The organism is Sulfitobacter sp. GN1-4 (genome assembly GCF_055693825.1).
On the sequence record NZ_JBVFUQ010000003.1, the window covers coordinates 2,419,268 to 2,442,309 of the forward strand.

Here is a 23,042-nt window from a genome sequence, read left to right on the forward strand (position 1 = left end):
GACTTGCGCACGCTCTTGACGGCGCAGGGCAAGCCTGAACATTTAGGCGCACTATAGCTTGGGGGATGCCCCCCTCGCCACCCTTAACCCCATCGGAAGCAAAGTTTGACCCGTGCTGCTGCTAATAGATAACTACGACAGCTTTACCTACAACCTGGTCCATTACCTGGGCGAGCTTGGGGCCCAGGTGGAAGTCCACCGCAATGACAAACTGTCTGTTGCTGAGGCCATCGCAAAAAAGCCCGCTGGCATTCTGCTGTCACCCGGCCCCTGCGACCCTGATCAGGCAGGCATCTGTCTGGAAGTGACGCGCGCCGCTGCCGAAAACCGCATCCCCCTCTTTGGGGTCTGCTTGGGCCATCAGACCCTGGGTCAGGCCTTTGGCGGTAAGGTGGTGCGCGCGGGCGATATCGTGCACGGCAAGCTGGGCAAGATGCATCACACTGGCACCGGCGTCTTTGCAGGGCTGCCCAGCCCCTTTGACGCCACCCGCTATCATTCCCTGGTGGTGGAGCGGGACAGCCTGCCAGATTGCCTTGAAATCACAGCGGAGCTTGAAGACGGCACGATCATGGGGCTTCAGCACCGCGACTTGCCCCTGCACGGCGTTCAGTTTCACCCAGAATCCATCCGCTCAGAGCATGGGCATGCGCTGCTGAAAAACTTCCTGAATGAAATGAAGGTGCCGGCATGAGTGACGCACTCAAACCCTTGATCGATGCCGCAGCCAACGGCCCCTTGTCCCGTGATCAGGCGGCAGCTGCTTTTCAGATCCTTTTTGAAGGCGAAGCAACTCCCAGCCAGATCGGTGGATTTCTCATGGCGCTGCGCACGCGCGGCGAAACCGTTGACGAATACGCCGCCGCTGCATCGGTGATGCGCGCGAAATGCAACGCCGTGAAAGCCCCCGCAGGCGCGATGGACATCGTGGGCACCGGGGGCGACGGAAAGGGCACGCTCAACATCTCAACCGCAACCGCGTTTGTGGTCGCAGGTGCGGGCGTGACAGTGGCCAAGCACGGCAACCGCAACCTCAGCTCCAAATCCGGGGCCGCAGATGCGCTGACCCAGATGGGCCTGAACGTCATGGTTGGCCCTGATGTAGTTGAACGTGAGCTGGCAGAGGCCGGCATCGGGTTTATGATGGCCCCTATGCATCATCCAGCGATTGCCCATGTGATGCCCACGCGCGCGGAATTGGGCACGCGGACGATTTTCAACATCCTGGGACCGCTGACCAACCCTGCCGGGGTCAAACGCCAACTGACCGGTGCTTACCTGCGGGATTTGATCCGCCCGATGGCGGAAACCCTGCTGGCGCTGGGATCCGAGAAAGCCTGGTTGGTGCATGGCTCTGACGGCACGGATGAGCTGACGATCACCGGCACAAGCTGGGTTGCACAGGTGGCGGATGGCGCAGTAACGGAATTTGAAGTGCACCCGGATGACGCCGGGTTGCCGGTCCACCCGTTTGAGGCCATCGTTGGCGGCACCCCGGAGGAAAACGCGCGCGATTTCAACGCGCTGCTGGACGGAACGCCCTCCGCCTACCGCGACGCGGTATTGCTGAACGCGGCGGCTGCACTTGTGGTGGCGGATGCGGCACCTGATCTGAAAGCAGGTGTTGAGATGGCGAAGGTCAGCATCGATTCAGGCGCGGCAAAAGACAAAATCACCCGCGTGGCGGCGGTGTCACAGGGTAAATGACCTGCTTTGATCTTTCGCGGCTGAGGGATTGGTCGGCTCTGCCGTTCTTTCAAACCACCCTGCCCGCGATTGAAACCGCCCTTGCAGCTGAGACCCGCCCGGTTTTCCCACCAACCGCACAGGTCTTTCACGCGCTGGAGCGGACGCAACCCAAAGACGTGCGCGTGGTCATATTGGGCCAAGATCCCTATCACACCCCCGGCAAGGCGGATGGACTGGCTTTTTCCATCCCCCAAGGGTTTGGCGGGCGGCTCGATAGCCTTGGCAACATCTTCAAAGAAATCGAAAGCGATCTGGGCGTGACCCGCACCAAAACCTCGCTTGGCGATTGGGCCGATCAAGGAGTGCTGTTGCTCAACACCGCGCTGACAGTGCCAGAGGGGGCGGCCAAAGCGCATGCAAAGCTGGGCTGGGCCAACCTTGTCCGCGACGTACTGGCCCATCTGGCAGACACCCCGCGGGCCTATCTGCTGTGGGGCGGCCCCGCGCAGAAAGCCGCAAGCGGCGTTGCGCAGACACCCAATTTGATCATCGCCAACGCGCATCCCTCGCCGCTGTCTGTGCACAGGGGATTTTTCGGCGCGCGGCCCTTCAGCCGCACCAATGCGTGGTTGCAGGCCCAAGGCTTAGACCCCATAAACTGGGGCGACCCGGAGGCACCATGACTGAGACCATTCTAGACAAAATCAAAGCCTACAAGCTGGAGGAAGTGGCCGCCGACAAAGCCGCGATGCCGCTCAGCGATATAGAAGACGCAGCCCGTGCGGCATCGCCGGTGCGGCCTTTTGCAGATGCTTTGTTTGACGCCGCGCGTGAAGGCTATGCCCTGATCGCTGAGATCAAAAAAGCAAGCCCCTCCAAGGGCCTTATCCGCGCTGATTTTGACCCGCCCGCCCTGGCCGATGCCTATGCCGCAGGCGGGGCCACCTGCCTGTCTGTTTTGACCGATACGCCCAGCTTTCAAGGGGCAAAGGAATTTTTGGGCCAGGCGCGTGGGGCCTGCGATTTGCCGGTGCTGCGCAAGGATTTCATGTATGACACCTATCAGGTGGCAGAGGCACGCGCCCTGGGCGCGGATTGCATTCTGATCATCCTGGCCTCCGTGTCAGATGCGCAAGCGGCCGAGCTGGAAGCCGCCGCCTTTGAATGGGGCATGGACGTTCTGCTGGAAGTGCACGACGCCGAAGAGCTGGAGCGCGCGACACAGCTGAAAAGCCGGATGATGGGCATCAACAATCGCAACCTCAAAACCTTTGAGACCACGCTGGATACCACCCGGCAGCTGTCAAAGCAGGTGCCGGCCGATCGGATGATCGTCTGCGAAAGCGGGTTGAACACACCGCAGGACCTCGCCGATATGGCGATGTACGGCGCGCGCACCTTTTTGATCGGGGAAAGCCTGATGCGGCAAGAGGATGTGACCGCCGCCACACGCACGCTTTTGGCCAATCCTCTGACGCCCGGAGGCATGTGATGGCGCTGACGCATTTTGATGCCAAGGGCGACGCCCATATGGTCGATGTCTCTGAAAAAGCGGTGACAGCGCGGATCGCCATCGCTGAAAACCACATCAAAATGCGGCCAGAAACGTTTGATATCATTCAAGAAGGCCGCGCAAAGAAGGGCGACGTCCTGGGCGTGGCCCGCCTGGCGGGCATCATGGCCGCCAAAAAGACGCCCGATCTGATCCCCTTTGCCATCCGCTGCCCATCAGCAAGGTCAGTGTCGATCTGGAGCTGGACGCAGAGCTGCCCGGCGTGCGTATCACGGCAACGGTAAAGACCACCGGCCAGACGGGGGTGGAGATGGAGGCGCTCACGGCTGCGTCCGTGGCCGCGTTGACCGTTTACGACATGACCAAGGCGGTCGATAAAGAAATGGAAATCAGCGGCTTGCGCGTCATTCTGAAAGACGGCGGTAAATCTGGCCGCTTTGAAGCGGAATGATCTCTGTCGCCCAAGCCCTTGACGCGTTGCTGGCGTTGGCAAGCCCTCTGTCGGTCGAAAAAGTGCCTTTGCGCCATGCCGCTGGCCGCGTGTTGGCACAAGACGTGGCCGCCACGCGTACGCAGCCGCCTTTTGCCGCCTCCTCCATGGATGGCTACGCGCTGCGCCGCGCTGAGGTTGAACCGGACGCGCTTTTCAAGGTGATCGGCGAAGCCGCCGCTGGGCACCGGTTTGACGGCACCGTAAAGCCCGGTCAGGCCGTCCGAATTTTTACCGGTGCCCCGGTGCCTGACGGCGCTGATTTCGTTGTGATTCAAGAAGATGTCACCCAGCGCGGCGATCTGATCACACTGGGACACAACATCGCAGACAAAAACAACATCCGCCCTGCCGGGGGGACTTTGAAGCCGGGCAAAAGGTGGCGGCCCCCTTGCGTCTGCGGCCCACTGACATCGCACTGCTTGCTGCCATGAACATCGCTGAGGTTCCGGTGACCCGCCGCCCAAAGGTGGCCATTCTGGCCACGGGGGATGAGTTGGTGCAACCGGGCGAAACCCCCGGCCCCGATCAGATTGTCGCCTCCAACAGCTATGGGCTGGCCGCGATGATGGAAGCTTTGGGCGCTGAGGTACGGCTGTTGCCCATCGCACGCGACAACGCGGCGTCCTTGACGCAGGCCTTTACGCTGGCCCAGGGTGCGGACCTTTTGATCACCATCGGCGGTGCCTCTGTGGGGGATCATGATCTGGTTGGACCAACGGCGGCGACGCTGGGGTTGGAACAAAGCTTTTACAAAGTGGCGATGCGCCCAGGCAAACCTCTGATGGCAGGCAAGCTGGGCGATATCGCCATGATTGGCCTGCCCGGCAATCCGGTCTCTGCCATGGTCTGCGGCACTGTCTTTGTCACCCCGATGATCCGCAAAATGCTGGGGCTGGGCACAGCGCCTGCTCCCCTCCACAGCGCACCACTGGGTGTGGATTTACCCGCCAACGGCCCCCGCGCGCATTACATGCGGGCCCGCCTGGAAGACGGCATGATCTTTCCAGACAACCGCCAGGACAGCGCGCTTCTGTCCGTGCTGGCCACAGCAGATGCGCTGATGGTGCGCCCGGTTGCTGACCCGGCCCGAAGTGCGGGTGATGAGGTGTCCTTTCTGCCGCTTTGATCTACCACCGTTGACACAAAACGGGAACATGAGTAGAACAAAGAAAAACCATAGGTGGAGGGACAGCAGTGCTCACCAAGAAACAACTCGATCTTTTGGCGTTTATCCACAAGCGCGTGCAACGCGATGGCGTACCACCCAGCTTTGATGAAATGAAGCTGGCGTTGGACCTGCGATCCAAATCCGGCATTCACCGGCTGATCACAGCACTGGAGGAACGCGGGTTCATCCGCCGCCTGGCGCACCGCGCCCGCGCGATTGAGGTGGTCAAATTGCCCGAAAGCCTTGGGGGACAACCATCCAGCGGCTTTACCCCACGCGTGATTGACGGTGACCGCCCCGATGTCCCACCCCCTGCAACCGCGATGGAGGTGTCTGCGGATGCGGCCATCAGCGTGCCAGTGATGGGCCAGATCGCGGCAGGTGTGCCCATTGATGCGATCAACCATGTCACCCACTCCGTCAGTGTGCCGGGGGGCATGATCGCGGGCAAAGGCGATCACTACGCCCTTGAAGTCAAAGGGGATCTGATGATTGAGGCGGGGATCAACGATGGCGACGTCGTGGTGATCCGCGAAACCTCTGTGGCAGATGATGGCGACATTGTCGTGGCCCTGGTTGAGGACAGTGAGGCAACGTTGAAAACCTTCCGCCGCGAAGGCACGCTGATCGCGCTTGAGGCGGCAAACCCTGTTTATGCCACACGCAAACTTGCCTCGGACAAAGTGAAGGTACAGGGCCGCCTGGTGGGGTTGATCCGCACCTACTAAGGGTCAGCCGATGTGAGCTGGGGTCAGGCGCATCTTATCGGGGGTGAACGAAACGGTAGGGCCAATCCAAGTGATGTTGGCCCTTACGTTTCTGCCCTCTGCCTCTCCGCCCTAATCCTGCTCTCTCAAATCCGGCCAGACCGTCCACAGACGGTCCCCGGTAACGTCACGCGATGTCACTTGCCGCCACCCGCTGGCCTCCGCCACAAGGCCACCGCCCCGGTGGCCTTTAAAGTATCGACATCATAGATCAGGCAATCGAACCGGCCCCGCGTTTCTATAGGGGCTGAGGCCACGATAATCTGATCCGCCCGGCAGCCCTCAAACCCGGCCACTGCCCGTTTCCCCGACAGATGCACCACATCTCCCCCCGCGTCCCACACGCGGGCGGCTTGCTGCTGCGTCGTGCCGTTACCATCGTTTTCAAGCCAATTGCGGGCGACAAATCCCGCGCCCTTTGCCTTGCTCAGCGCGCGCCCGGCCTCAGTCATCTGCCCCACCAAGGTGCCGCGATCAGAGATCAGAACATCCGGCCGCCCGCTTTGGTGCCAGAGCGCGAAGGCGCCCGCGCAGACCACCCCCCCGAGAAGGCGCAAGCGGCCTTGCCAAAGCACCAGGAAGACACCTCCCAGTGCCACCAGCGGTAAAACAGCAGGCGGTGGGGCCATGACATATCCCCGCGCACCGTCCAGCGACGCTGTCCAATGCGCCACGCCCAGGATCCAATCCAACCCCCAGCCCATCGCCCATAACGCAAGCCAGTCCAAACCGATGGGATAAAGCACAACCGCCAGCACCGCTGCCGGGATCACCAGAACGCCCATCAAAGGCACAGAGATCAGGTTGGCGAACAATCCATAGTGGGCAAAGGCGTTGAAATGCGCGGCGGCAATGGGCGCCGTGGCCAGCCCGGCAACCAAAGACGACATGAAGACCCCGAAAACGGGTTTGGCCCACCACCAGAGGACATCCTGCTCAACCCCGCGCAGCACGGCAAACACAGCAACCAGCGCGGTTGTGGCGGCAAAGGACATCTGAAACCCCGGGCCCATCAAGGTCTCAGGCCGCAGCATCAGGACAATCGTTGCCGCAACCGCAACCGCGCGCAGCGACAACGCCCGTCTGCCAATCACCAGTGCCCCCAATGCAACGGCCACCATGATAAAGGCCCGCTGGGTTGCAACATTGCCGCCCGAAAGCGCCAGATAGACCGATGCCGCGCCAAGTGCACCAAGTGCGGCGATGCCTTTGGTGGGCCATGCCAGTGCCACTCGGGGGTGCGCCGCCAGGATGAGGCGCAGCGCGCCAAAGACGACGGCCGTCAGCAACCCCATGTGCAGCCCCGAGATGGCCAGCAAATGCGCAAGGTTGCTGGTGCGCAGGGCGGTCAGCGCCTCTTGGCTGATCGCACTGCGATCTCCGGTGGTGATGGCCGCAGCAAATCCACCTGTGTCGCCGGGCAGCCGTGACTGAATATGGTCGGAGGCGGCCATGCGCAGCCGAAAGACCGCCAAACCTGTGCGCCCCTCCTCCGCCTCAGCGGCGGCCAGAAGCGGGACGCGCGTATAGCCCACAGCCCCCAGCCGGGCGAACCAGGCGTGGCGTTGAAAATCAAATCCACCCGGCTCAACCGCGCCTGAGGGAGGGGAAAGATGCCCCGTGGTCATAACCCTCAGGCCAGGTTCCGGCGTGCTCCCCGCGTCCCCGTGCAACGATATCCTGACCCGCGCGGGCATGCGTTCGGGCGGGACACGGGCAAGTGCGACTTGATCCAGGGTCAGACGCAACGCGTCGGAATGGCTCCTGTCCATGGCGATCACGCGCCCCTCAATGGCTCCGTAATAGCGCCAGCCCAATACCCGCTCAGCCACCATATGCGCGCGCAATCCGGCCAGAAGGAAACCGATACAACATAAGGCCATCCCGGCGGCGAAGGGGGATAGCGCCTCGGGCAGGAAACGCGTCAAGACCCCGCACATCAGAGCAGCAGCAATCAAACCCGCATAGACCGCAGTTGCGGGCTCAACCCGCTGCGCGAAATAGACGCCGATGCCGATGGCCAAACAGACCGGCACCCAACACAGCAGATGGCCGCGTTGGCGGGCAATCTCAGCTGCGATGCTTGTTCCGATTTGCTGGCACAGAAGGGCCAAGCGCCCCATGCTTGCCCCCGTTCTCTGCACTGGTTAGACAGTCGCAAAACCCTAGGGGCTGCTTGGTTAGCAAATGGTAAACACCACTGCGCGCCACCCCTTCCGTCATTAGAAAGAGCTGTTCATGTCTGCGCCAGTCGTCACCCGTTTTGCCCCGTCCCCCACCGGTTTTCTGCACATCGGTGGCGCACGCACGGCGCTGTTTAACTGGCTTTATGCCCGGGGGCGTGGCGGTAAATTCTTGCTCCGGATCGAAGACACCGACCGCGCCCGCTCAACCCCAGAGGCGACAGAGGCGATTTTGCAAGGCATGGCCTGGCTTGGCCTGGATCACGACGGCGAGATCGTGAGCCAATTTGAAAACGCGCCACGCCATGCAGAGGTTGCGCTGGCGCTGTTGGAGGCGGACAAGGCGTACAAGTGTTTCTCGACACAAGAAGAGATCACCGCCTTCCGTGAGGCCGCCAAGGCTGAGGGCAAGAGCACGCTTTTCCGCTCTCCCTGGCGCGATGCGGATCCCGCCAGCCATCCTGACGCGCCTTATGTGATCCGTATCAAAGCCCCCCAAAGCGGTGAGACAGTGATCCGCGATGAAGTGCAGGGCGACGTGACCATCCGTAACGATCAGCTGGATGATATGGTGCTGCTGCGCTCTGACGGAACGCCTGTCTACATGCTGGCAGTTGTGGTGGACGATCATGACATGGGGGTGACGCATGTGGTGCGTGGGGACGACCACCTTAATAACGCCGCGCGCCAGATGATGATCTATACCGCCATGGGCTGGGACGTGCCGGTCTGGGCGCATATTCCGCTGATCCACGGCTCGGACGGGAAAAAACTCTCCAAACGCCACGGCGCATTGGGCGCGCAGGAATACCAGACGATGGGCTATCCTGCGGCGGGCATGCGCAATTACCTCGCGCGGCTGGGGTGGAGCCACGGTGATGACGAATTCTTTACCGATGCGCAGGCACAAGAGTGGTTTGACCTGTCTGGCATCCGCAAAAGCCCTGCGCAATTTGATATGAAAAAGCTTGAAAACATCTGTGGCCAGCACATCGCGGTAGCGGATGACGCTGCACTGCGGCACGAATGCGTCGCCTATCTGGCCGCAGCCGGACTGCCCGCGCTCAGCGCACAACAAACTGAAGGGCTGGAAAAGGCGATGTATTGCCTGAAAGAACGCGCAAAGACCCTGCCCGAACTTATTGAAAAAGGTCACTTTATTCTAACTTCACGCCCCATTGAGGCAGATGAAAAGGCAGCCAAAAACCTTGATTTAGTATCCCGTGGTATACTGAATGAATTGACGCCGCACCTGCCAAATGATAGCTGGGATCGAGAAACGCTGGAGGCGGCATTGAACGGCTTTGCGGCTGCGAAAGACACCAAATTCGGCAAACTTGCAGGGCCGCTTCGGGCAGCCCTTGCCGGGCGCGCAGTGACCCCTTCTGTTTTCGACATGATGCTTGTGTTGGGACGGGATGAAACACTGGCCCGCCTGAAAGACGCAGCCGCCTGAGGTCAGCCGCCTGACGGGACCGCTGCGACAACAAAACGACCGGCCCACACGGGGCCGCGCCCAGACGGCGAGGCATTTCGCTTTGCCGCCCATCGGACGAAAGGGACCGTATGACAGAGAGCAATAAATCAGCCAAACTCAGCATTGATGGTAAGGAATATGATCTTCCGATCTTTTCCCCAACCGCTGGTCCCGATGTGATCGACATCCGCAAGCTTTATGGGCAGGCGGGCGTGTTTACCTATGACCCTGGCTTCACCTCAACGGCGTCTTGCGACAGCACCATCACGTATATTGACGGTGGCGAAGGCGTTCTGCTGCACCGGGGCTATCCGATTGATCAGTTGGCGGGCAAATCGCACTACCTCGAAGTGTGCTATCTGCTTCTGTACGGAGAGCTGCCAACCCCTGCCCAGCTTGAGGATTTTGAATCCCGTGTGACCAATCACACGATGCTGCATGAGCAGATGATGAACTTCTTCCGCGGCTTCCGCCGGGATGCGCACCCGATGGCCGTTATGGTGGGTGTGGTCGGCGCGATGTCTGCCTTTTATCACGACAGCACCGACATCACCGATGAATGGCAGCGCGAGGTGGCCTCTATCCGTCTGATCGCCAAAATGCCAACGATTGCGGCGATGGCCTATAAATATACGATCGGTCAGCCCTTCGTGTATCCGCGCAATGATCTGGACTATGCCTCCAACTTCTTGCGCATGTGTTTTGCCGTCCCAGCAGAAGACTATGTGGTGGACCCGATCCTGAGCCGTGCCATGGACCGGATCTTTACGCTGCATGCCGATCACGAACAAAACGCCTCAACCTCGACGGTGCGTCTGGCGTCCTCCTCTGGGGCGAACCCCTTTGCCTGTATCGCGGCGGGCATTGCCTGTCTTTGGGGCCCCGCACATGGCGGGGCGAACCAGGCTTGTCTGGAAATGCTCAAAGAGATCGGCACGCCGGACCGCATTCCTGAATTCATCGCGCGCGCCAAGGACAAGGATGATCCGTTCCGCCTGATGGGCTTTGGCCACCGGGTCTATAAGAACTTCGATCCACGTGCGACTGTGATGAAGGAAAGCGCTGATGAGGTGCTGGAGCTTCTGGGTGTGGACAACAACCCCATTCTGCAGGTCGCCAAAGAGCTTGAGAAAGCCGCGTTGAACGATCCTTACTTTGCCGAAAAGAAGCTCTTCCCCAACGTGGACTTCTATTCCGGCATCATCTTGGAGGCGATGGGCTTCCCCACATCAATGTTCACCCCAATCTTCGCGCTCAGCCGCACGGTGGGTTGGATTTCTCAGTGGAAAGAGATGATCGCAGACCCACAGAACAAGATCGGCCGCCCGCGTCAGCTCTACTTTGGCGAAACTCAGCGGGACTATGTCGACATCGAAAACCGCTAAATCAAAGACTTAACGGTCCCAAGCCCCGGCCCCCGTGCCGGGGCTTTTTGTTTGGGAGGTCCCCCCACCCTGGACGGACAAGCCGGGCAGCGATCTGGCGAAAATGTGGCGGAATTGTGGCAAACCCCCAAACCTAAGGGCCGGTTTCCCGGCCCACGCGAATCATCGGTTCGTCCTGCGCAACAGATCTTGGTTTGTTGGAAAATTGGCAGCTTTTCGCAGGACAATTTTTCCAAATCTGAAACAGGCTTGTCCAAAACAAGGCGCAAATGTGGCATTGTTTCGCGGCCCCGAACAGTTACAAAGCCTTTCTTGACCCTGTTTCTGGATCATCCCTAGTGTCGCTCTACCAAAGCACTGGGAATGACATGAACCACCCTTTCTTTCACGATCTTTTGACTGAAAACGCCTGTGACACTGGGTTCACAGCATATCGGGGAACGGCCCATTTCAGACAGGGTGCAAGTGATGCAACTCGGGGGCAGAAATGAATACCGGCATCGGCAGTGATACTTTTTGTTGGGCAGAGGCCGCTGGCATGCCCGGGCTTCTGGCAGAGGCGCAAAGCGCGCCAATTGGGGCCAGTGTGCCCGACGCAGAGGCCCCCTACGACCACGTCGCAGTGATATACCCTAAAGGCCAGACGCCCCCGATGATCACGGTGGAGACCCTGTCTGATACGGTGCAAACCGTTCTCGCCGATGGCGTCGCTGTGGCCGTGGTTGCGCGCGCAGATGGCCCAACGCTGATGCCCAGCGATGTGCTGTTGATTGAACGCGTGGTCTAGGGCGAAAGCCGCAGCGTTTCGCGCAGAAACTTCGTAGCGCAACCCTTTGATATCATAGATGTCAGGCAGGGTCGCGCTTGCCGGTGCTGGGATGTGACGCTTTAGCGGCCTTCAAAGGTCGCGGCGCGTTTTTCAGTGAAGGCCAAAACACCTTCTTTGAAGTCCCGAGACTTCCCGCAGGTGCCCTGCGCCTGTGCCTCAGCGGTCAACTGGCCTTCGAAGGTGTTGTCCCACGTGCCCCGAATAACCTCTTTCGCGGCTTGATAGGCCACGGTTGGGCCCGCTGCCAAGTGCGCAGCCTTAGCGCGCCAGTGGGCGTCAAATTCGGCGTCGGGCACCGCTTCCCAGATCATGCCCCAATCATCCGCCTGACGCGCACTGATTTTATCCGCAAAAAGCGCGGCCCCCATGGCCTTGGCCGTCCCCATCGACCGGGGCAGGAAATAAGTCCCACCCGCATCAGGGATCAAACCGATCCGTGTGAACGCCTGCATGAAATAGGCGCTTTCCGCCGCAATCACCACGTCAGCCGCCAGGGCAAGGTTCGCGCCTGCGCCCGCCGCCGGGCCGTTCACGGCAGAAATCGTCGGGATGGGGGCATTCACGATGGCGCGCAGCATCGGCGCATATTCGTCGCGCAGGGTGCGTTCCATATCAACGGATGAGCCATTGGCACGGTCGCCCAGATCCTGACCAGAGCAGAAGGCCCGCCCTTCGCCCGTCACAACCAACACGCGCGCGTCTTTGCCCGATTGGGTGGCCGCGTGGGCAATCTCAGCGCGCATTTGTGTCGTCAGCGCATTCATCTTATCGGGCCGCGCCAATGTGATGGTCGCAACACCCGCTTCCACGGTATAGGTGATGGTCTGATAATCCATGATTGGCCTTCCTTTGCGCTTTTCCAGCTCAGTGATAGCAAAGTCCGCCGGCATCACCAGTGAAACCGGACGTCACTGGCGAAGAATGTCGTCCAGGCGGGCCTGTTCTTCTGGGCTAAGCGGGGCTTCGGTCCCGGCCTGCGCCGTGGACCGGCCCCTGAGATAGACCAGCCCCAAGCCCCCCGCCAACAGGAACATCAGCGGGCCTGCGGCCCACAACAGCCAGTTGGCACCAGTTGTGGTTGGGGTCAGCAAAACAAATTCGCCATAGCGCGCGACCAGAAAATCAATCACCTCTTGATCGCTGTCGCCCGCCACCAGACGTTCACGCACCAAGATCCGCAGATCCCGCGCCAGGGTCGCTTCGCTTTCGTCAATGCTTTCGTTTTGGCACACAAGGCAGCGCAGGCCTTTGGACAATTCGCGCGCGCGGTCTTCAAGCACCGGATCATCCAGGATCTCATCGGGCTGCACCGCCCACAGGGGTGAACCCAACAGCAACAAAATCAAAAGCAGCCGTTTCATTCTGCTGGCACCGGTGTAGGGCGGCGGCGGGCCGCACCTGCGGCCACGCGGAACCGTCTGTCGCTCAGGCTCAGCAAACCGCCCAGTGCCATCAAAGCCGAGCCGATCCAGATCCAATTGGTCATCGGTTTGATGTATGTGCGCACCGTCCAACCGCCGTTGTTCTGCTGATCGCCAATCACGACATAGACGTCGCGACGCAGATCATAATCAATCGCGGCTTCCGTCGTTGGCATTTGCGCGACAGGGTAGAACCGTTTCTCGGGCCGCAGCTCACCCAAGGGGCGGCCGTTCTCAGACAGGGTCAGGACACCTATGGTTGAGATGTAATTCGGCCCCCGGACGTCTTGGACATCTTTCAAGGTCAACTCATACCGCCCCACGCTCCACGGCTCATCAATCTGCGCCACACGGATGTCATCCATGGTCCAAGCGGTCAGCCCGGCCACTCCGGCCATCGTCACGCCCAGCCCTGCGTGAGCCACGGCCTTGCCCCAATCCGCCCTAGGTAGCCGGAGCAACCGGCCCCAACGGTTTGGGCCGCGCCCTGTGCGCTGTGCCAGCTCAACAATGACGCCCATCACCAGCCAAGCCGCCAGGAACATGCCCACCGGGCCGATCAGGCTGCGCCCGGTTTGCATCGCAAAGGTCAGCCCCCCAATCGCCAGCGACAGGCCAAAGACATAGCGCAGCGGCACCATCGCCCGCAGGATACGGGCGCGTTTCCAGGGCAAGACGGACCCCAGCGGCAACAGCAATCCCAGCACCACCATGAAGGGGGTGAAGGCTGCATTAAAAAACGGCGGGCCGACGCTGAGCTTGCGGTCAAAGAACATCTCAGCCACCAGCGGCCACATCGTTCCGACAAAGACCACAAAGCAGGACACCGCCAGCAAGAGATTGTTCACAACCAGCGCGGATTCGCGGCTGGCCAGACTGAAGACACCTTTGGCCTCCATCACACCTGCGCGGAAAGTGAACAGCACCAAGGCCCCGCCCATGAAAAAGCCCATGATCAGCAAAATCCAGACGCCCCGCTCAGGATCATTGGCGAAGGCGTGCACGGACGTCAGCAGGCCCGAGCGCACAATGAATGTGCCAATCAACGAAAAGCCGAACGCGAGGATCGCCAGCAGGATGGTCCAGCTTTTCAGCGCCTCGCGCTTTTCCACAACGATCGCGGAATGCAGCAAGGCCGCCGCCAGCAACCAGGGCATAAAGCTCGCGTTTTCCACCGGATCCCAGAACCAGAAACCGCCCCAGCCCAGTTCGTAATACGCCCACCAGGACCCAAGCGCGATGCCGATGGTCAAAAAGACCCAGGCCGCCAAGGTCCAAGGCCGCACCCAGCGGCCCCAGGCCGCATCCACGCGCCCCTCAATCAGCGCCGCCACCGCAAAGCTGAACGCCATAGAAAGCCCAACATAGCCAAGGTACAGAAACGGCGGATGAAAGGCCAAACCGGGGTCTTGCAACAGCGGGTTCAGGTCTTGTCCGTCAAAGGGCGGGGTTTCCATGCGCAAAAACGGATTAGACGTGAAGATAATAAAGGCGAAAAACGCAGCACCAATGGCGGATTGAACGGCCAGCACGCGCGCCTTCAACGTCGGCGGAAGGTTCCCGCCAAACCACGCCGCCATCGCGCCAAACAGCGTCACAATCAACACCCAAAGCAGCATGGAACCTTCGTGATTGCCCCAAGTGCCGCTGACTTTGTAAAGCATGGGTTTGTCAGAATGGCTGTTGAGCCAAACCAGGCGCAGCGAAAAGTCTGACACGATGAAGGCCCACATCAGGGCGGCGAACGCAAAAGCGGTCAGCACGAACTGCACGTTCGCGGCGGGTTCCGCCAGGGCCATCCAAGACGGCCAGCGTTTGTGCGCCCCAATCAGCGGTACGGTCATCTGAACCAGCGCCACCAAAAAGGCGAGGATCATTGCGAAGTGTCCAAGCTCTGTAATCATACGTTTGATATAATGGGGCTAAAGCCCACTTACCACGTAAATTCACCGTGTTTTGGGACACAAAGCGTCGCAGTCAGGCCCGGCTTTGCCGCCATGCCTCAAGTGCGGCGTTGTGATCAGGGGCAATGCTCTGCTGGATCACCACCGCATCCCTGCCCGGCTCTGCTGCACCTGGTGTCTGGCTGGCATCAGACGTCTGGCTGGATTTAAACTGCGCAACCTGATCAAGGTTTTCCAACACCTGCGGGACCAGGGCCATCGTGCCTGCAATTTCGCGCTGAAACTGCTGGGCTTTCACCTGATGGCGCGCGCCAAAGTAGAAAGACACCACAACCCCCAACAGCCACCAAAGCGGCTCTGGCACAAGGGCAATGCCTTGCATGCGTTCGGCAAACCAAAGCGGATGCACCATGGCCGACACAAAAAGCCCCAGCGTGCCAAGCGCCAAAGCGGGCCGGGGCAACCTGTTCAACCCATCCATGAACCGGTCAAACCGGCCCTGACGAGCCACCAGAAACTCCGCCCCGAATTGCGCCATCGCGTGGGTTTGCACCCCGGTGCGGCGCTGCGCGCCAGCCTCTGCGTTCTCACGAAACACCTCAACAGTGTCCTTCACCACATTCTGCGCGCCGCCAAAAAGCAACGTAAGCACCCGATCCATCAGTCCCATGCCGCGGTCCTTTTTTGAAAACTGGCCTCTGTGAGCCGGTAAATAGGGGCCATGAACTCTTCGGCCCGTGTGATCCAACCGCCCTTGCCCCCTGCCCGCGTCCGCGCGAATTTGCGGCTGGCAGGTCGGCGGTCAGCCAGACGAAAGTAGTAATTGCGCCGTGCAATGCCGTAGGCATCGACCAAATGATCGGGGGCCAGCACCATCACCTGCGCAGCAGCGGCCAGGCTTTGTGCGCCCAAAACGCCGTCCACGGCAACAGGCACACCAAAGGCCCCCAACAAGCGCTGCAGGATCTTCACGGCGTTGCCCCCTGCGTTAACGTACATGTCAAAAACACTGGCCTGCAGAGGCTCTGGCAACTCACCGATCCGCGGGCGTTCGAAATAATCTCGGATGAAGATATCAACCGCCTGCGCCCGGCTAAGCTGCCGGACATCTGCCGCTGTCACCGCCCCGTCCCCATCCAGATCAAGGCCCAGCCGCCGCATGGTGTGAATGGTCACACCGTGGTTTGTGGCCCCACCGGGATCATCTGGATCATTCACAAAGCCGCCTTCGCGGCGCACGATGTCATCTGCAATTTGCTGCACGTTTGGCATGGCACCCCCGTCGTCCAAAACGAGAGCTAGAACGTCAGAGCGTGGTTAAAGAATGCTAACCAGCCCGTGCGGTCTGGAACCGGTACGGAGGGCTTGCCTTGGTCAGATAGCAGGCTGAAACGGTGGCTTTAGGTGCATCGGATGATGCCGGTTTCTGAGGCCTGAAATGCAGCCGCCTTAGCTCTCAGGTTCCACATAGACGCCCTGTTCTTTCAGCGCATCTATCACCTCAGCAGGCATATAGGTCTCATCGTGTTTCGCCAAAATTTCAGTGGCTTGAAAGACGCCGTTCACGTAAGATCCTGTGCCCACCATCCCCTGATTTTCCTCAAAAAGATCAGGCAGCACGCCCGTGAACGTCACCGGCACGGATGCCCCGCCATCGGTCACACTGAAACGCACCGTTTCGCTTTCGCCGCGCACCAATGTGCCTTCTTCAACCAGGCCGCCAATGCGAAACACCTCTTCGGGCGCTGGTGGTTCGGCCATGATCTGGCTTGGGGCGCGGAAGAAGTTGATGCCATCGCGCATCGCATAGCCGATCAGGGCCGTTGACCCGATGAGGGCGATAACCGCTAAAGCGATGATCTGTATGCGGCGTTGCTTTTTCAGGCTCTTCATCTGGGCACCCTAAGGGAACAAGGGGGGCATCATCAGCCCCTCGGTCTCAGGTATACCTAACATCAGATTGGCGTTCTGCAACGCCTGCCCGCTGCTACCTTTTGTCAAATTATCGAGCGCTGCTGTGACAATCGCCCGGCCCGCGATCCGGTCCGCACTCACCCCGATATGACAAAAGTTTGAGCCCCGAATATGCCGCGTGCTGGGCGTCTGACCAAAGGGGATCACCTCAATAAACGGCTCATCTGCATAGGCCGTGCTGAGCGCGGCGTGGATCGCCTCCGCATCGCCTTTGACATAGCAGGTCGCAAGAATGCCCCGGTTTGCCGGCACCAGATGCGGCGTGAACTGCACCTTCACGGGCCGTCCTGCAATGGCAGAAAATTCCTGATCAAACTCCCCCAGATGCCGGTGCGTGCCACCGATGGCATAGGCGTGATAGCCCTCAGACAGCTCTGCGTGCAGCAGGTTTTCTTTCAAAGACCGCCCCGCGCCAGACACGGCGCACTTCAGATCCAAGATGATGTCATCCAGATCAATCAGCCCCTGCTCAATCAAGGGCCGCATCGCAAATTGACCCGTGGCCGCGTTGCAACCTGTGCCCGCCACCAGCCGGGCGGCTGCAATGTCGTCGCGGTAGAATTCGGTCAGGCCGTAGACTGCCTCTTTCTGCTGCTCTAAAGCGGCGTGGGGGTTGCCGTACCACTTGGCGTAGGCCTCAGGATCACGCAGCCGGAAATCCGCGGACAGATCCACGATTTTCAGATCTTGCGGCAGCTTTGATATCACCTCTTGCGAGGTCTTATGCGGCAGCGCGCAAAAGCACAGGTCAATGGCAGAAAAGTCGATCTCATCAATTGTGATCAGGTTCGGCAAATCCAGATGACGAAGATGCGGAAAGACATCCGCCATCGACTGACCAGCTTTAGAGTTGGCCCCCAAAGCCTTGATCTGCATGGAGGAATGGCCAGCGATAAGCCGGATAAGTTCGGCCCCGGTATACCCGGAGGCACCAAGAATGGCGATTGAATACATGGTCGGTTTCCCTTGTTCGGGCGGTGTTTACGAGAAAATCAAGCGGCGATAAAGCTGATCTGTCGTCGCAAAAACTGAGTGGCGCGCGTGCTGACCTGTGCGGGATCACCCGTTGTCAAAAACGCAGGCGCGCCGCTGCCGTATTTGTCGGGGTGACGGTCAAGGTAATCAGCCAAACTGTCTGCCACCAGGCGCGCTTGGGAATAGACGCTAACGCCCTCGCCCAAAGCCTCCTGAAAGGTGTCCAGCATCAGCGGGTAATGGGTACAGCCCAAAATGGCCGCCTGCGGGTTCGGCATCTTGCGCTTCAACGCATCGACATGGCTGCGCACCAAGGCTTCGGCAAGGATGAAATCACCATCCTCAATGGCATCAACAACACCGCCGCAGGCCTGTGCCTCAACATCCACGCCAATGGCCCTGAACGCCAGCTCCCGCTGGAATGCACGGCTAGCCACCGTGGCTGGCGTCGCAAAAAGAGCGACATGTTTCACATCCACTTCGCGGGGCGGCGAATTATCGCCCCACTGCCGTTCGGTCAGCGCCTCAATGAGCGGTACAAAAACACCAAGAACACGCTTGTCCGGCGCCACCCAACCTTCCTGCATCCGCCGCAGGGCCGCCGCCGAGGCGGTGTTGCAGGCGAGAATGACCAAATCGCATCCCGCATCGAACAGACGCGATACCGCCTTGGTCGTCAGGCCATAGATGTCATCGGCCGTGCGCACGCCGTAGGGCGCATGGGCACTGTCGGCCAGATAGACGATGTCCAGCTCTGGCAGCCGCTCTTGCACGGCTTGGTGGACGGTCAGCCCGCCCAACCCACTGTCAAAGATCCCGATGGCCATAGCGTTGCCCTTTAGGCGCGGTGGTGTTGCTCAAATTCAAAGCCCAGCTCTGTGGGAACCGGCGGCTCTGGTGCCAAGTCATACGTGGCTTGGCGCAGGAAATCCATCATGCCTTTGCCATCCTTGGCGATAGGGTCCAAAACATCACGCCCAATTGGCGCGCCAATGGCCAAACGCACCGGGGTGTCGACCCGTTTGCGGAATTCCTTGATCATCAACCCCATGCGCAACGTCTGATGCAGATGGCTTGCGATTTGGAACATCCGGCTGGTGTGGCCTGCAAAATATACGGGCACCACAACCGCGTCAGATTTGGCAATCATCCGCGCCGTAAAACTGCGCCAGCCTGGATCGAGGGGTCGGGAAAAGGGCCGCGCCGCGGTGCTGACCGTGCCGCCCGGAAAGACACCAATCGCCCCGCCGTCCGCAAGATAGTCTAGGGCCGTCTTGCGCGTCGCAAGGTTAAGCGCCAAGGCTGCACGGTCCTGTTCAAAGCTGATGGGCAGCAAGTGGCGATCAATATCGGGGGAGCGACGAAACACGGAATGTGCCATGATTTTAAAGTCTTGCCGGGTGAGGCTCATTAAGTGTCCCAGCATCAGACCGTCCAGAATCCCGTAAGGGTGATTGGCGATAAAGATCACCGGACCTTGTGCCGGAACAAGCTCGGTGCTGCCCTTGAACACATCCAACGTCAGCCCGTAGCGTTCCACCATCACGTCAAAGAACGCGGCACCCGCTGCGACATCCTGCTCATATCCGCGCGCTCTTTTGATCAGCCGCAACCGCCCGGTGCTGTTTTCCATCAAACGGATCAGCGCACGGCCCGACCGCGTCTCAGCCGCATAGGCATAGCTGATCTCTCGGGTGGTGCGTGTCATGATCCCCTCACCTGGCCGCTGACCAAGCGGTAGCAGCCAACTGCGTCAGTTTTGTTGCACGCCTATTCTGCCGCGCGCGCGGTCTGTGTGCCACCGGCCCTGATCACGCTCAGCAGTTCTTCGCGCCGTTTGGCAGCTTTGGCTTCGTTTGCTTCTTTGACGGGGCCAAAGCCGCGAATCTGCAAAGGCAATTCAGCCAAGGCGATAATCGCCTCTTCTGTGGCGTCTGACAGCATCGGCAGGACCTCATGCATGTCACCTTCGTATTGCTTGATCAGGGCGCGCTCCATTTTACGCTCCGCTGTGTAGCCAAAAACGTCCAGAGGCGTGCCGCGCAGCACCTTGAGCCGGGCCAAAAGTTTGAGCGGACGCTCAAGCCATTGTCCAAACGCGCGCTTCATCGGACGGCCATTGGGCCCCATCTTAGAAAGCAGGGGCGGCGCAAGATTGAAGGTCATTTTGAAATCACCATCAAATTCGGCTTGCGCCTTTTCCCGGCTGCTGAGCAACAGCCGTGCGACTTCGTATTCATCCTTGTATGACAACAGCTTATGATACCCAGTTGCTGCCGCGGCCTTGACCCCATCATGCGCGATGGCGTCCAGAAACTTGGTGTACCGTTTGGCCAGACGTTTGCTTTGGTAGGCCGCAAGATGATCCTGCCGGAAACTGATTTTCTCAGCCAGGGTTTTGGGCAAGCTGACGACGTTGGGCTGCAGCACCTTTTCCGCCTCTTGGGGATAGAGCACCGCCCAGCGCCCCAGCTCAAAGGCGCGTAGGTTGTTCTCAACCGCGGCCCCATTCAGCCGGATCGCGTCCTCGACAGCCTCCAAAGTCAGGGGCAGCAAGCCGCGCTGCCAGGCCCCGCCAAAGACCATCATGTTGGAATAGATTGAATCGCCCAATGTCGCCTTTGCCAGATCCGAGGCATCAAACATCGAAACCCCGTCCTTGAGCCGGGCTTCCAACGCAAGGCTCAGCCGGTCATGGGGGATCTTGAACTCAGTATCGCGGGTGAAATCACCGGTGACTATCTCATGGCTGTTGACCACGGCACCCGTGCGCCCACCCTGGGTCAGACCTAGGGTTTTTGAGCCAGCCGACACCACCAGGTCCCCCCCGATCAGCGCATCACATTCCCCCGTCGCCACCCGGATGGCCGAGATATCTTCGGGCGCGTTGGCCAGACGGCAATGGATGTGCACCGCCCCGCCCTTTTGCGCGAGGCCAGCCATCTCCATCATGCCTGCCCCTTTGCCGTCGATCTGCGCCGCCTGGGCCAGGACGGCACCGATGGTGACAACCCCGGTGCCACCAACCCCTGTGATGATCACGTTATGGGTGCCATTGATCTGCGGCAGGTCGGGGTGTGGCAAATCAGGGATGTCGACCTCAGTTGTCGCTTCTTTGCGGACCTTGGCCCCTTCAAGCGTCACAAAAGAGGGGCAAAACCCATTCACACAAGAGAAGTCCTTGTTGCAGCTGGACTGATCGATCGCGCGTTTGCGGCCAAGCTCAGTCTCTTTGGGTGTGATGGAAACGCAGTTGGACTGAACCCCACAATCGCCACAGCCTTCGCAGACATCGGGATTGATAAACACCCGCTTATCAGGATCCGGGAACAATCCCCGCTTGCGCCGCCGACGTTTCTCAGCTGCACAGGTTTGTACGTAGATGATCGCGCTGACGCCCTCTTTGGTGGCGAAATCCTTTTGCACCGCGTCCATTTGGGCCCGTTCGTGCATCGCAATGCCTTTGAACGCGGCGGGGTCTACATCTTCTTTTTCATCATAGACCACCGCAAGGTCTTTGACGCCCATCGCCTTCAGCTCAGCCGCAATGCGCGGCGCGCTCAGATCCCCATCGTTGCCCTGCCCGCCGGTCATGGCGACCGCGTCGTTATAAAGGATCTTGTAGGTGATGTTGGCCTTGGAGGCCAAAGCGGCCCGAATGGCCTGCACGCCAGAGTGATTATAGGTGCCATCGCCCAGGTTTTGAAAAACATGGTCTCGGGTTGAAAACGGTGCCTCTCCGATCCAATTGGCACCTTCCGCCCCCATATGAGTAAAGCCCAACGTATCCCGGTCCATCCATTGCGCCATAAAGTGACAGCCAATCCCGGCATAGGCCCGGCTGCCTTCGGGCACCTTGGTGGAGGAATTATGTGGACAGCCCGAACAGAAATAAGGCAAGCGGGCCGCGATATCTTCGGCATTATCTGCGCGACGCGCCTCGTCGAGGGCGGCAAGCCCTGCCTTGATCCCATCGGTATCGCGCCCCTCATCACAAAGCACCTGACCCAGCTTTTCAGCAATATCAATCGGATCGAGCGCCCAGCGCGCGGAAAAGAACTCTTCCCCGTTCTTGGTGCCGCCAAACACCCGACGTCCGCGCCGGTCATCAAAGATGGCCTCTTTGATCTGCACCTCAATCAGCTTGCGCTTTTCCTCAACCACAACAATCAGGTCGAGACCTTCGGCCCAATCGTGAAAGCCCTTCATATCCAGCGGCCAGGTTTGACCCACTTTGTAGGTGGTAATGCCCAAACGCTCAGCTTCGGCCGCATCGATGTTCAGCAGGCTCATCGCGTGCACCAGGTCCAGCCAGTTCTTGCCAGCTGCCACAAACCCGATCTTCGCCCCCGGTTTGCCCCAGACACGTTTGTCCATTTTGTTGGCATGGGAAAACGCCTCAGCCGCGTGGCGTTTGTAATCAATCAGCCGCGCCTCTTGTTCAATCCGGTCGTCCACCAACCGAATGTTCAGCCCCCCTCCGGCAGAGCAAAATCTGGCGTCACAAAAGACAGACGGTGCGGATCACCATCCACAACCGACGTCACTTCAACCGTGTCTTTCATGGTCTTAAGACCAACCCAAAGGCCCGAATAGCGCGACAGCGCCCAACCATAGAGACCGTAATCCAGAATTTCCTGCACACCAGCAGGAGAGACGACAGGCATATAGGCATCAACCATCGCGAATTCGGATTGATGCAGCACGGTTGATGATTCACCAGTGTGATCATCACCCATCGCCATGATGACACCGCCGTTTTTCGCCGTGCCCGCCATATTGGCGTGGCGCATCGCATCGCCGGACCGGTCAACGCCTGGCCCTTTGCCATACCACAGCCCAAAGACCCCGTCGTATTTACCTTCCCCGCGCAATTCAGCCTGCTGTGCCCCCCAAATCGCAGTCGCTGCCAAATCTTCGTTCAGGCCTGACTGAAAGGTGATGTCGTGCTCGGCCAGCACTTTTTCTGCCCGCGCCATCTGCATATCCACCGCCCCAAGTGGTGAGCCGCGATACCCTGTGCACAAACCCGCAGTGTTCAACCCCGCGGCCTTGTCCCGCGCCGACTGCATCAGCATCATCCGCACCAAGGCCTGCGTCCCGTTCAACAGGACCGGAGATTTCTCCAAATCGAAACGATCGTTAAGTGAAATCCTCTGGCTGGTCATGGCGGCCCTCCCTACGTTCCGTCAGTCTTGCTCAAGTTTTGCCAAATGTTAGGTCACAATTGCTGACCTGTATAGCAAAAACTTCCGCTCATTTCA

Annotated in this window: 18 protein-coding genes and 3 pseudogenes; 10 read left to right on the forward strand and 11 right to left on the reverse strand. The window is 59.7% G+C overall.

Features of this window, described 5'->3' with window-relative positions:
* Positions 1-112 precede the first annotated feature (112 nt).
* From ACZ1HM_RS12570 to lexA, 7 genes and pseudogenes are all read left to right on the forward strand, one after another.
* Positions 113-694: an anthranilate synthase component II gene (locus ACZ1HM_RS12570; protein WP_472743069.1), complete on the forward strand. Its 582-nt coding sequence runs from the start codon at positions 113-115 to the stop codon at positions 692-694.
* Positions 691-1,707 carry an anthranilate phosphoribosyltransferase gene (trpD, locus tag ACZ1HM_RS12575; protein WP_472743070.1) on the forward strand — a complete coding sequence of 339 codons (1,017 nt, stop codon included), beginning with the start codon at positions 691-693 and terminating at the stop codon, positions 1,705-1,707. The genes ACZ1HM_RS12570 and trpD overlap by 4 nt, the downstream gene beginning before the upstream one ends.
* The gene (locus ACZ1HM_RS12580; protein WP_472743071.1) at positions 1,704-2,372 is read left to right on the forward strand and encodes a uracil-DNA glycosylase; all 669 of its coding nucleotides are present in this window, start codon (positions 1,704-1,706) and stop codon (positions 2,370-2,372) included. Before trpD ends, ACZ1HM_RS12580 begins: the two co-directional genes overlap by 4 nt.
* Positions 2,369-3,181 (forward strand): indole-3-glycerol phosphate synthase TrpC, encoded by an 813-nt coding sequence (trpC, locus tag ACZ1HM_RS12585; RefSeq protein WP_472743072.1) that lies wholly within the window; start codon positions 2,369-2,371, stop codon positions 3,179-3,181. Before ACZ1HM_RS12580 ends, trpC begins: the two co-directional genes overlap by 4 nt.
* A pseudogene (gene moaC / locus ACZ1HM_RS12590) lies at positions 3,181-3,653 on the forward strand (cyclic pyranopterin monophosphate synthase MoaC). Before trpC ends, moaC begins: the two are co-directional and overlap by 1 nt.
* Positions 3,650-4,821: pseudogene (locus tag ACZ1HM_RS12595) on the forward strand (molybdopterin molybdotransferase MoeA). Before moaC ends, ACZ1HM_RS12595 begins: the two co-directional pseudogenes overlap by 4 nt.
* 68 nt (positions 4,822-4,889) lie before the next feature.
* Positions 4,890-5,591: a transcriptional repressor LexA gene (gene lexA / locus ACZ1HM_RS12600; RefSeq protein ID WP_472743073.1), complete on the forward strand. Its 702-nt coding sequence runs from the start codon at positions 4,890-4,892 to the stop codon at positions 5,589-5,591.
* Between the two features lie 176 nt (positions 5,592-5,767).
* Here lexA and ACZ1HM_RS12605 read toward each other — a convergent pair whose 3' ends face one another.
* Entirely contained in the window at positions 5,768-7,753 is a 1,986-nt protein-coding gene (locus ACZ1HM_RS12605; protein ID WP_472743074.1) for a ComEC/Rec2 family competence protein, read from the reverse strand.
* A 115-nt stretch (positions 7,754-7,868) separates the two neighbouring features.
* Here ACZ1HM_RS12605 and gltX point away from each other — a divergent pair, with 115 nt between their 5' ends.
* The 3 genes from gltX to ACZ1HM_RS12620 all read left to right on the forward strand — a co-directional run bounded on the left by gltX (position 7,869) and on the right by ACZ1HM_RS12620 (position 11,462).
* Positions 7,869-9,269, forward strand: a complete 1,401-nt coding sequence (gltX, locus tag ACZ1HM_RS12610) for a glutamate--tRNA ligase (protein ID WP_472743075.1) — start codon at positions 7,869-7,871, stop codon at positions 9,267-9,269.
* A gap of 110 nt (positions 9,270-9,379) precedes the next feature.
* Positions 9,380-10,675, forward strand: coding sequence for a citrate synthase (gene gltA, locus ACZ1HM_RS12615; RefSeq protein ID WP_472743076.1), 1,296 nt, complete (start codon positions 9,380-9,382; stop codon positions 10,673-10,675).
* Between the two features lie 538 nt (positions 10,676-11,213).
* Positions 11,214-11,462, forward strand: coding sequence for a hypothetical protein (locus ACZ1HM_RS12620; protein WP_472743077.1), 249 nt, complete (start codon positions 11,214-11,216; stop codon positions 11,460-11,462).
* A 101-nt stretch (positions 11,463-11,563) separates the two neighbouring features.
* On the opposite strand, the gene ACZ1HM_RS12625 is transcribed toward ACZ1HM_RS12620, so the two are convergent.
* The 10 genes and pseudogenes from ACZ1HM_RS12625 to ACZ1HM_RS12670 all read right to left on the reverse strand — a co-directional run bounded on the left by ACZ1HM_RS12625 (position 11,564) and on the right by ACZ1HM_RS12670 (position 22,946).
* Positions 11,564-12,340, reverse strand: coding sequence for an enoyl-CoA hydratase-related protein (locus tag ACZ1HM_RS12625; protein WP_472743078.1), 777 nt, complete (start codon positions 12,338-12,340; stop codon positions 11,564-11,566).
* A gap of 72 nt (positions 12,341-12,412) precedes the next feature.
* Complete coding sequence (locus tag ACZ1HM_RS12630) at positions 12,413-12,865, reverse strand: cytochrome c-type biogenesis protein (RefSeq protein WP_472743079.1); 453 nt, start codon at positions 12,863-12,865, stop codon at positions 12,413-12,415.
* Positions 12,862-14,829 carry a heme lyase CcmF/NrfE family subunit gene (locus ACZ1HM_RS12635; protein WP_472743080.1) on the reverse strand — a complete coding sequence of 656 codons (1,968 nt, stop codon included), beginning with the start codon at positions 14,827-14,829 and terminating at the stop codon, positions 12,862-12,864. Before ACZ1HM_RS12635 ends, ACZ1HM_RS12630 begins: the two co-directional genes overlap by 4 nt.
* A 73-nt stretch (positions 14,830-14,902) precedes the next feature.
* Positions 14,903-15,499, reverse strand: coding sequence for a holin family protein (locus tag ACZ1HM_RS12640; RefSeq protein WP_472743081.1), 597 nt, complete (start codon positions 15,497-15,499; stop codon positions 14,903-14,905).
* The gene (locus ACZ1HM_RS12645) at positions 15,490-16,101 is read right to left on the reverse strand and encodes a holin-associated N-acetylmuramidase (protein WP_472743082.1); all 612 of its coding nucleotides are present in this window, start codon (positions 16,099-16,101) and stop codon (positions 15,490-15,492) included. Before ACZ1HM_RS12645 ends, ACZ1HM_RS12640 begins: the two co-directional genes overlap by 10 nt.
* A gap of 177 nt (positions 16,102-16,278) precedes the next feature.
* The gene (gene ccmE / locus ACZ1HM_RS12650; RefSeq protein WP_472743083.1) at positions 16,279-16,722 is read right to left on the reverse strand and encodes a cytochrome c maturation protein CcmE; all 444 of its coding nucleotides are present in this window, start codon (positions 16,720-16,722) and stop codon (positions 16,279-16,281) included.
* A 9-nt stretch (positions 16,723-16,731) separates the two neighbouring features.
* Positions 16,732-17,757 carry an N-acetyl-gamma-glutamyl-phosphate reductase gene (gene argC, locus ACZ1HM_RS12655; RefSeq protein WP_472743084.1) on the reverse strand — a complete coding sequence of 342 codons (1,026 nt, stop codon included), beginning with the start codon at positions 17,755-17,757 and terminating at the stop codon, positions 16,732-16,734.
* 38 nt (positions 17,758-17,795) lie between these two features.
* Entirely contained in the window at positions 17,796-18,605 is an 810-nt protein-coding gene (locus ACZ1HM_RS12660; protein WP_472743085.1) for a glutamate racemase, read from the reverse strand.
* A gap of 11 nt (positions 18,606-18,616) precedes the next feature.
* Entirely contained in the window at positions 18,617-19,486 is an 870-nt protein-coding gene (locus tag ACZ1HM_RS12665; protein ID WP_472743086.1) for a lysophospholipid acyltransferase family protein, read from the reverse strand.
* 62 nt (positions 19,487-19,548) lie between these two features.
* Positions 19,549-22,946, reverse strand: a pseudogene (locus tag ACZ1HM_RS12670) (indolepyruvate ferredoxin oxidoreductase family protein).
* Positions 22,947-23,042 lie beyond the last annotated feature (96 nt).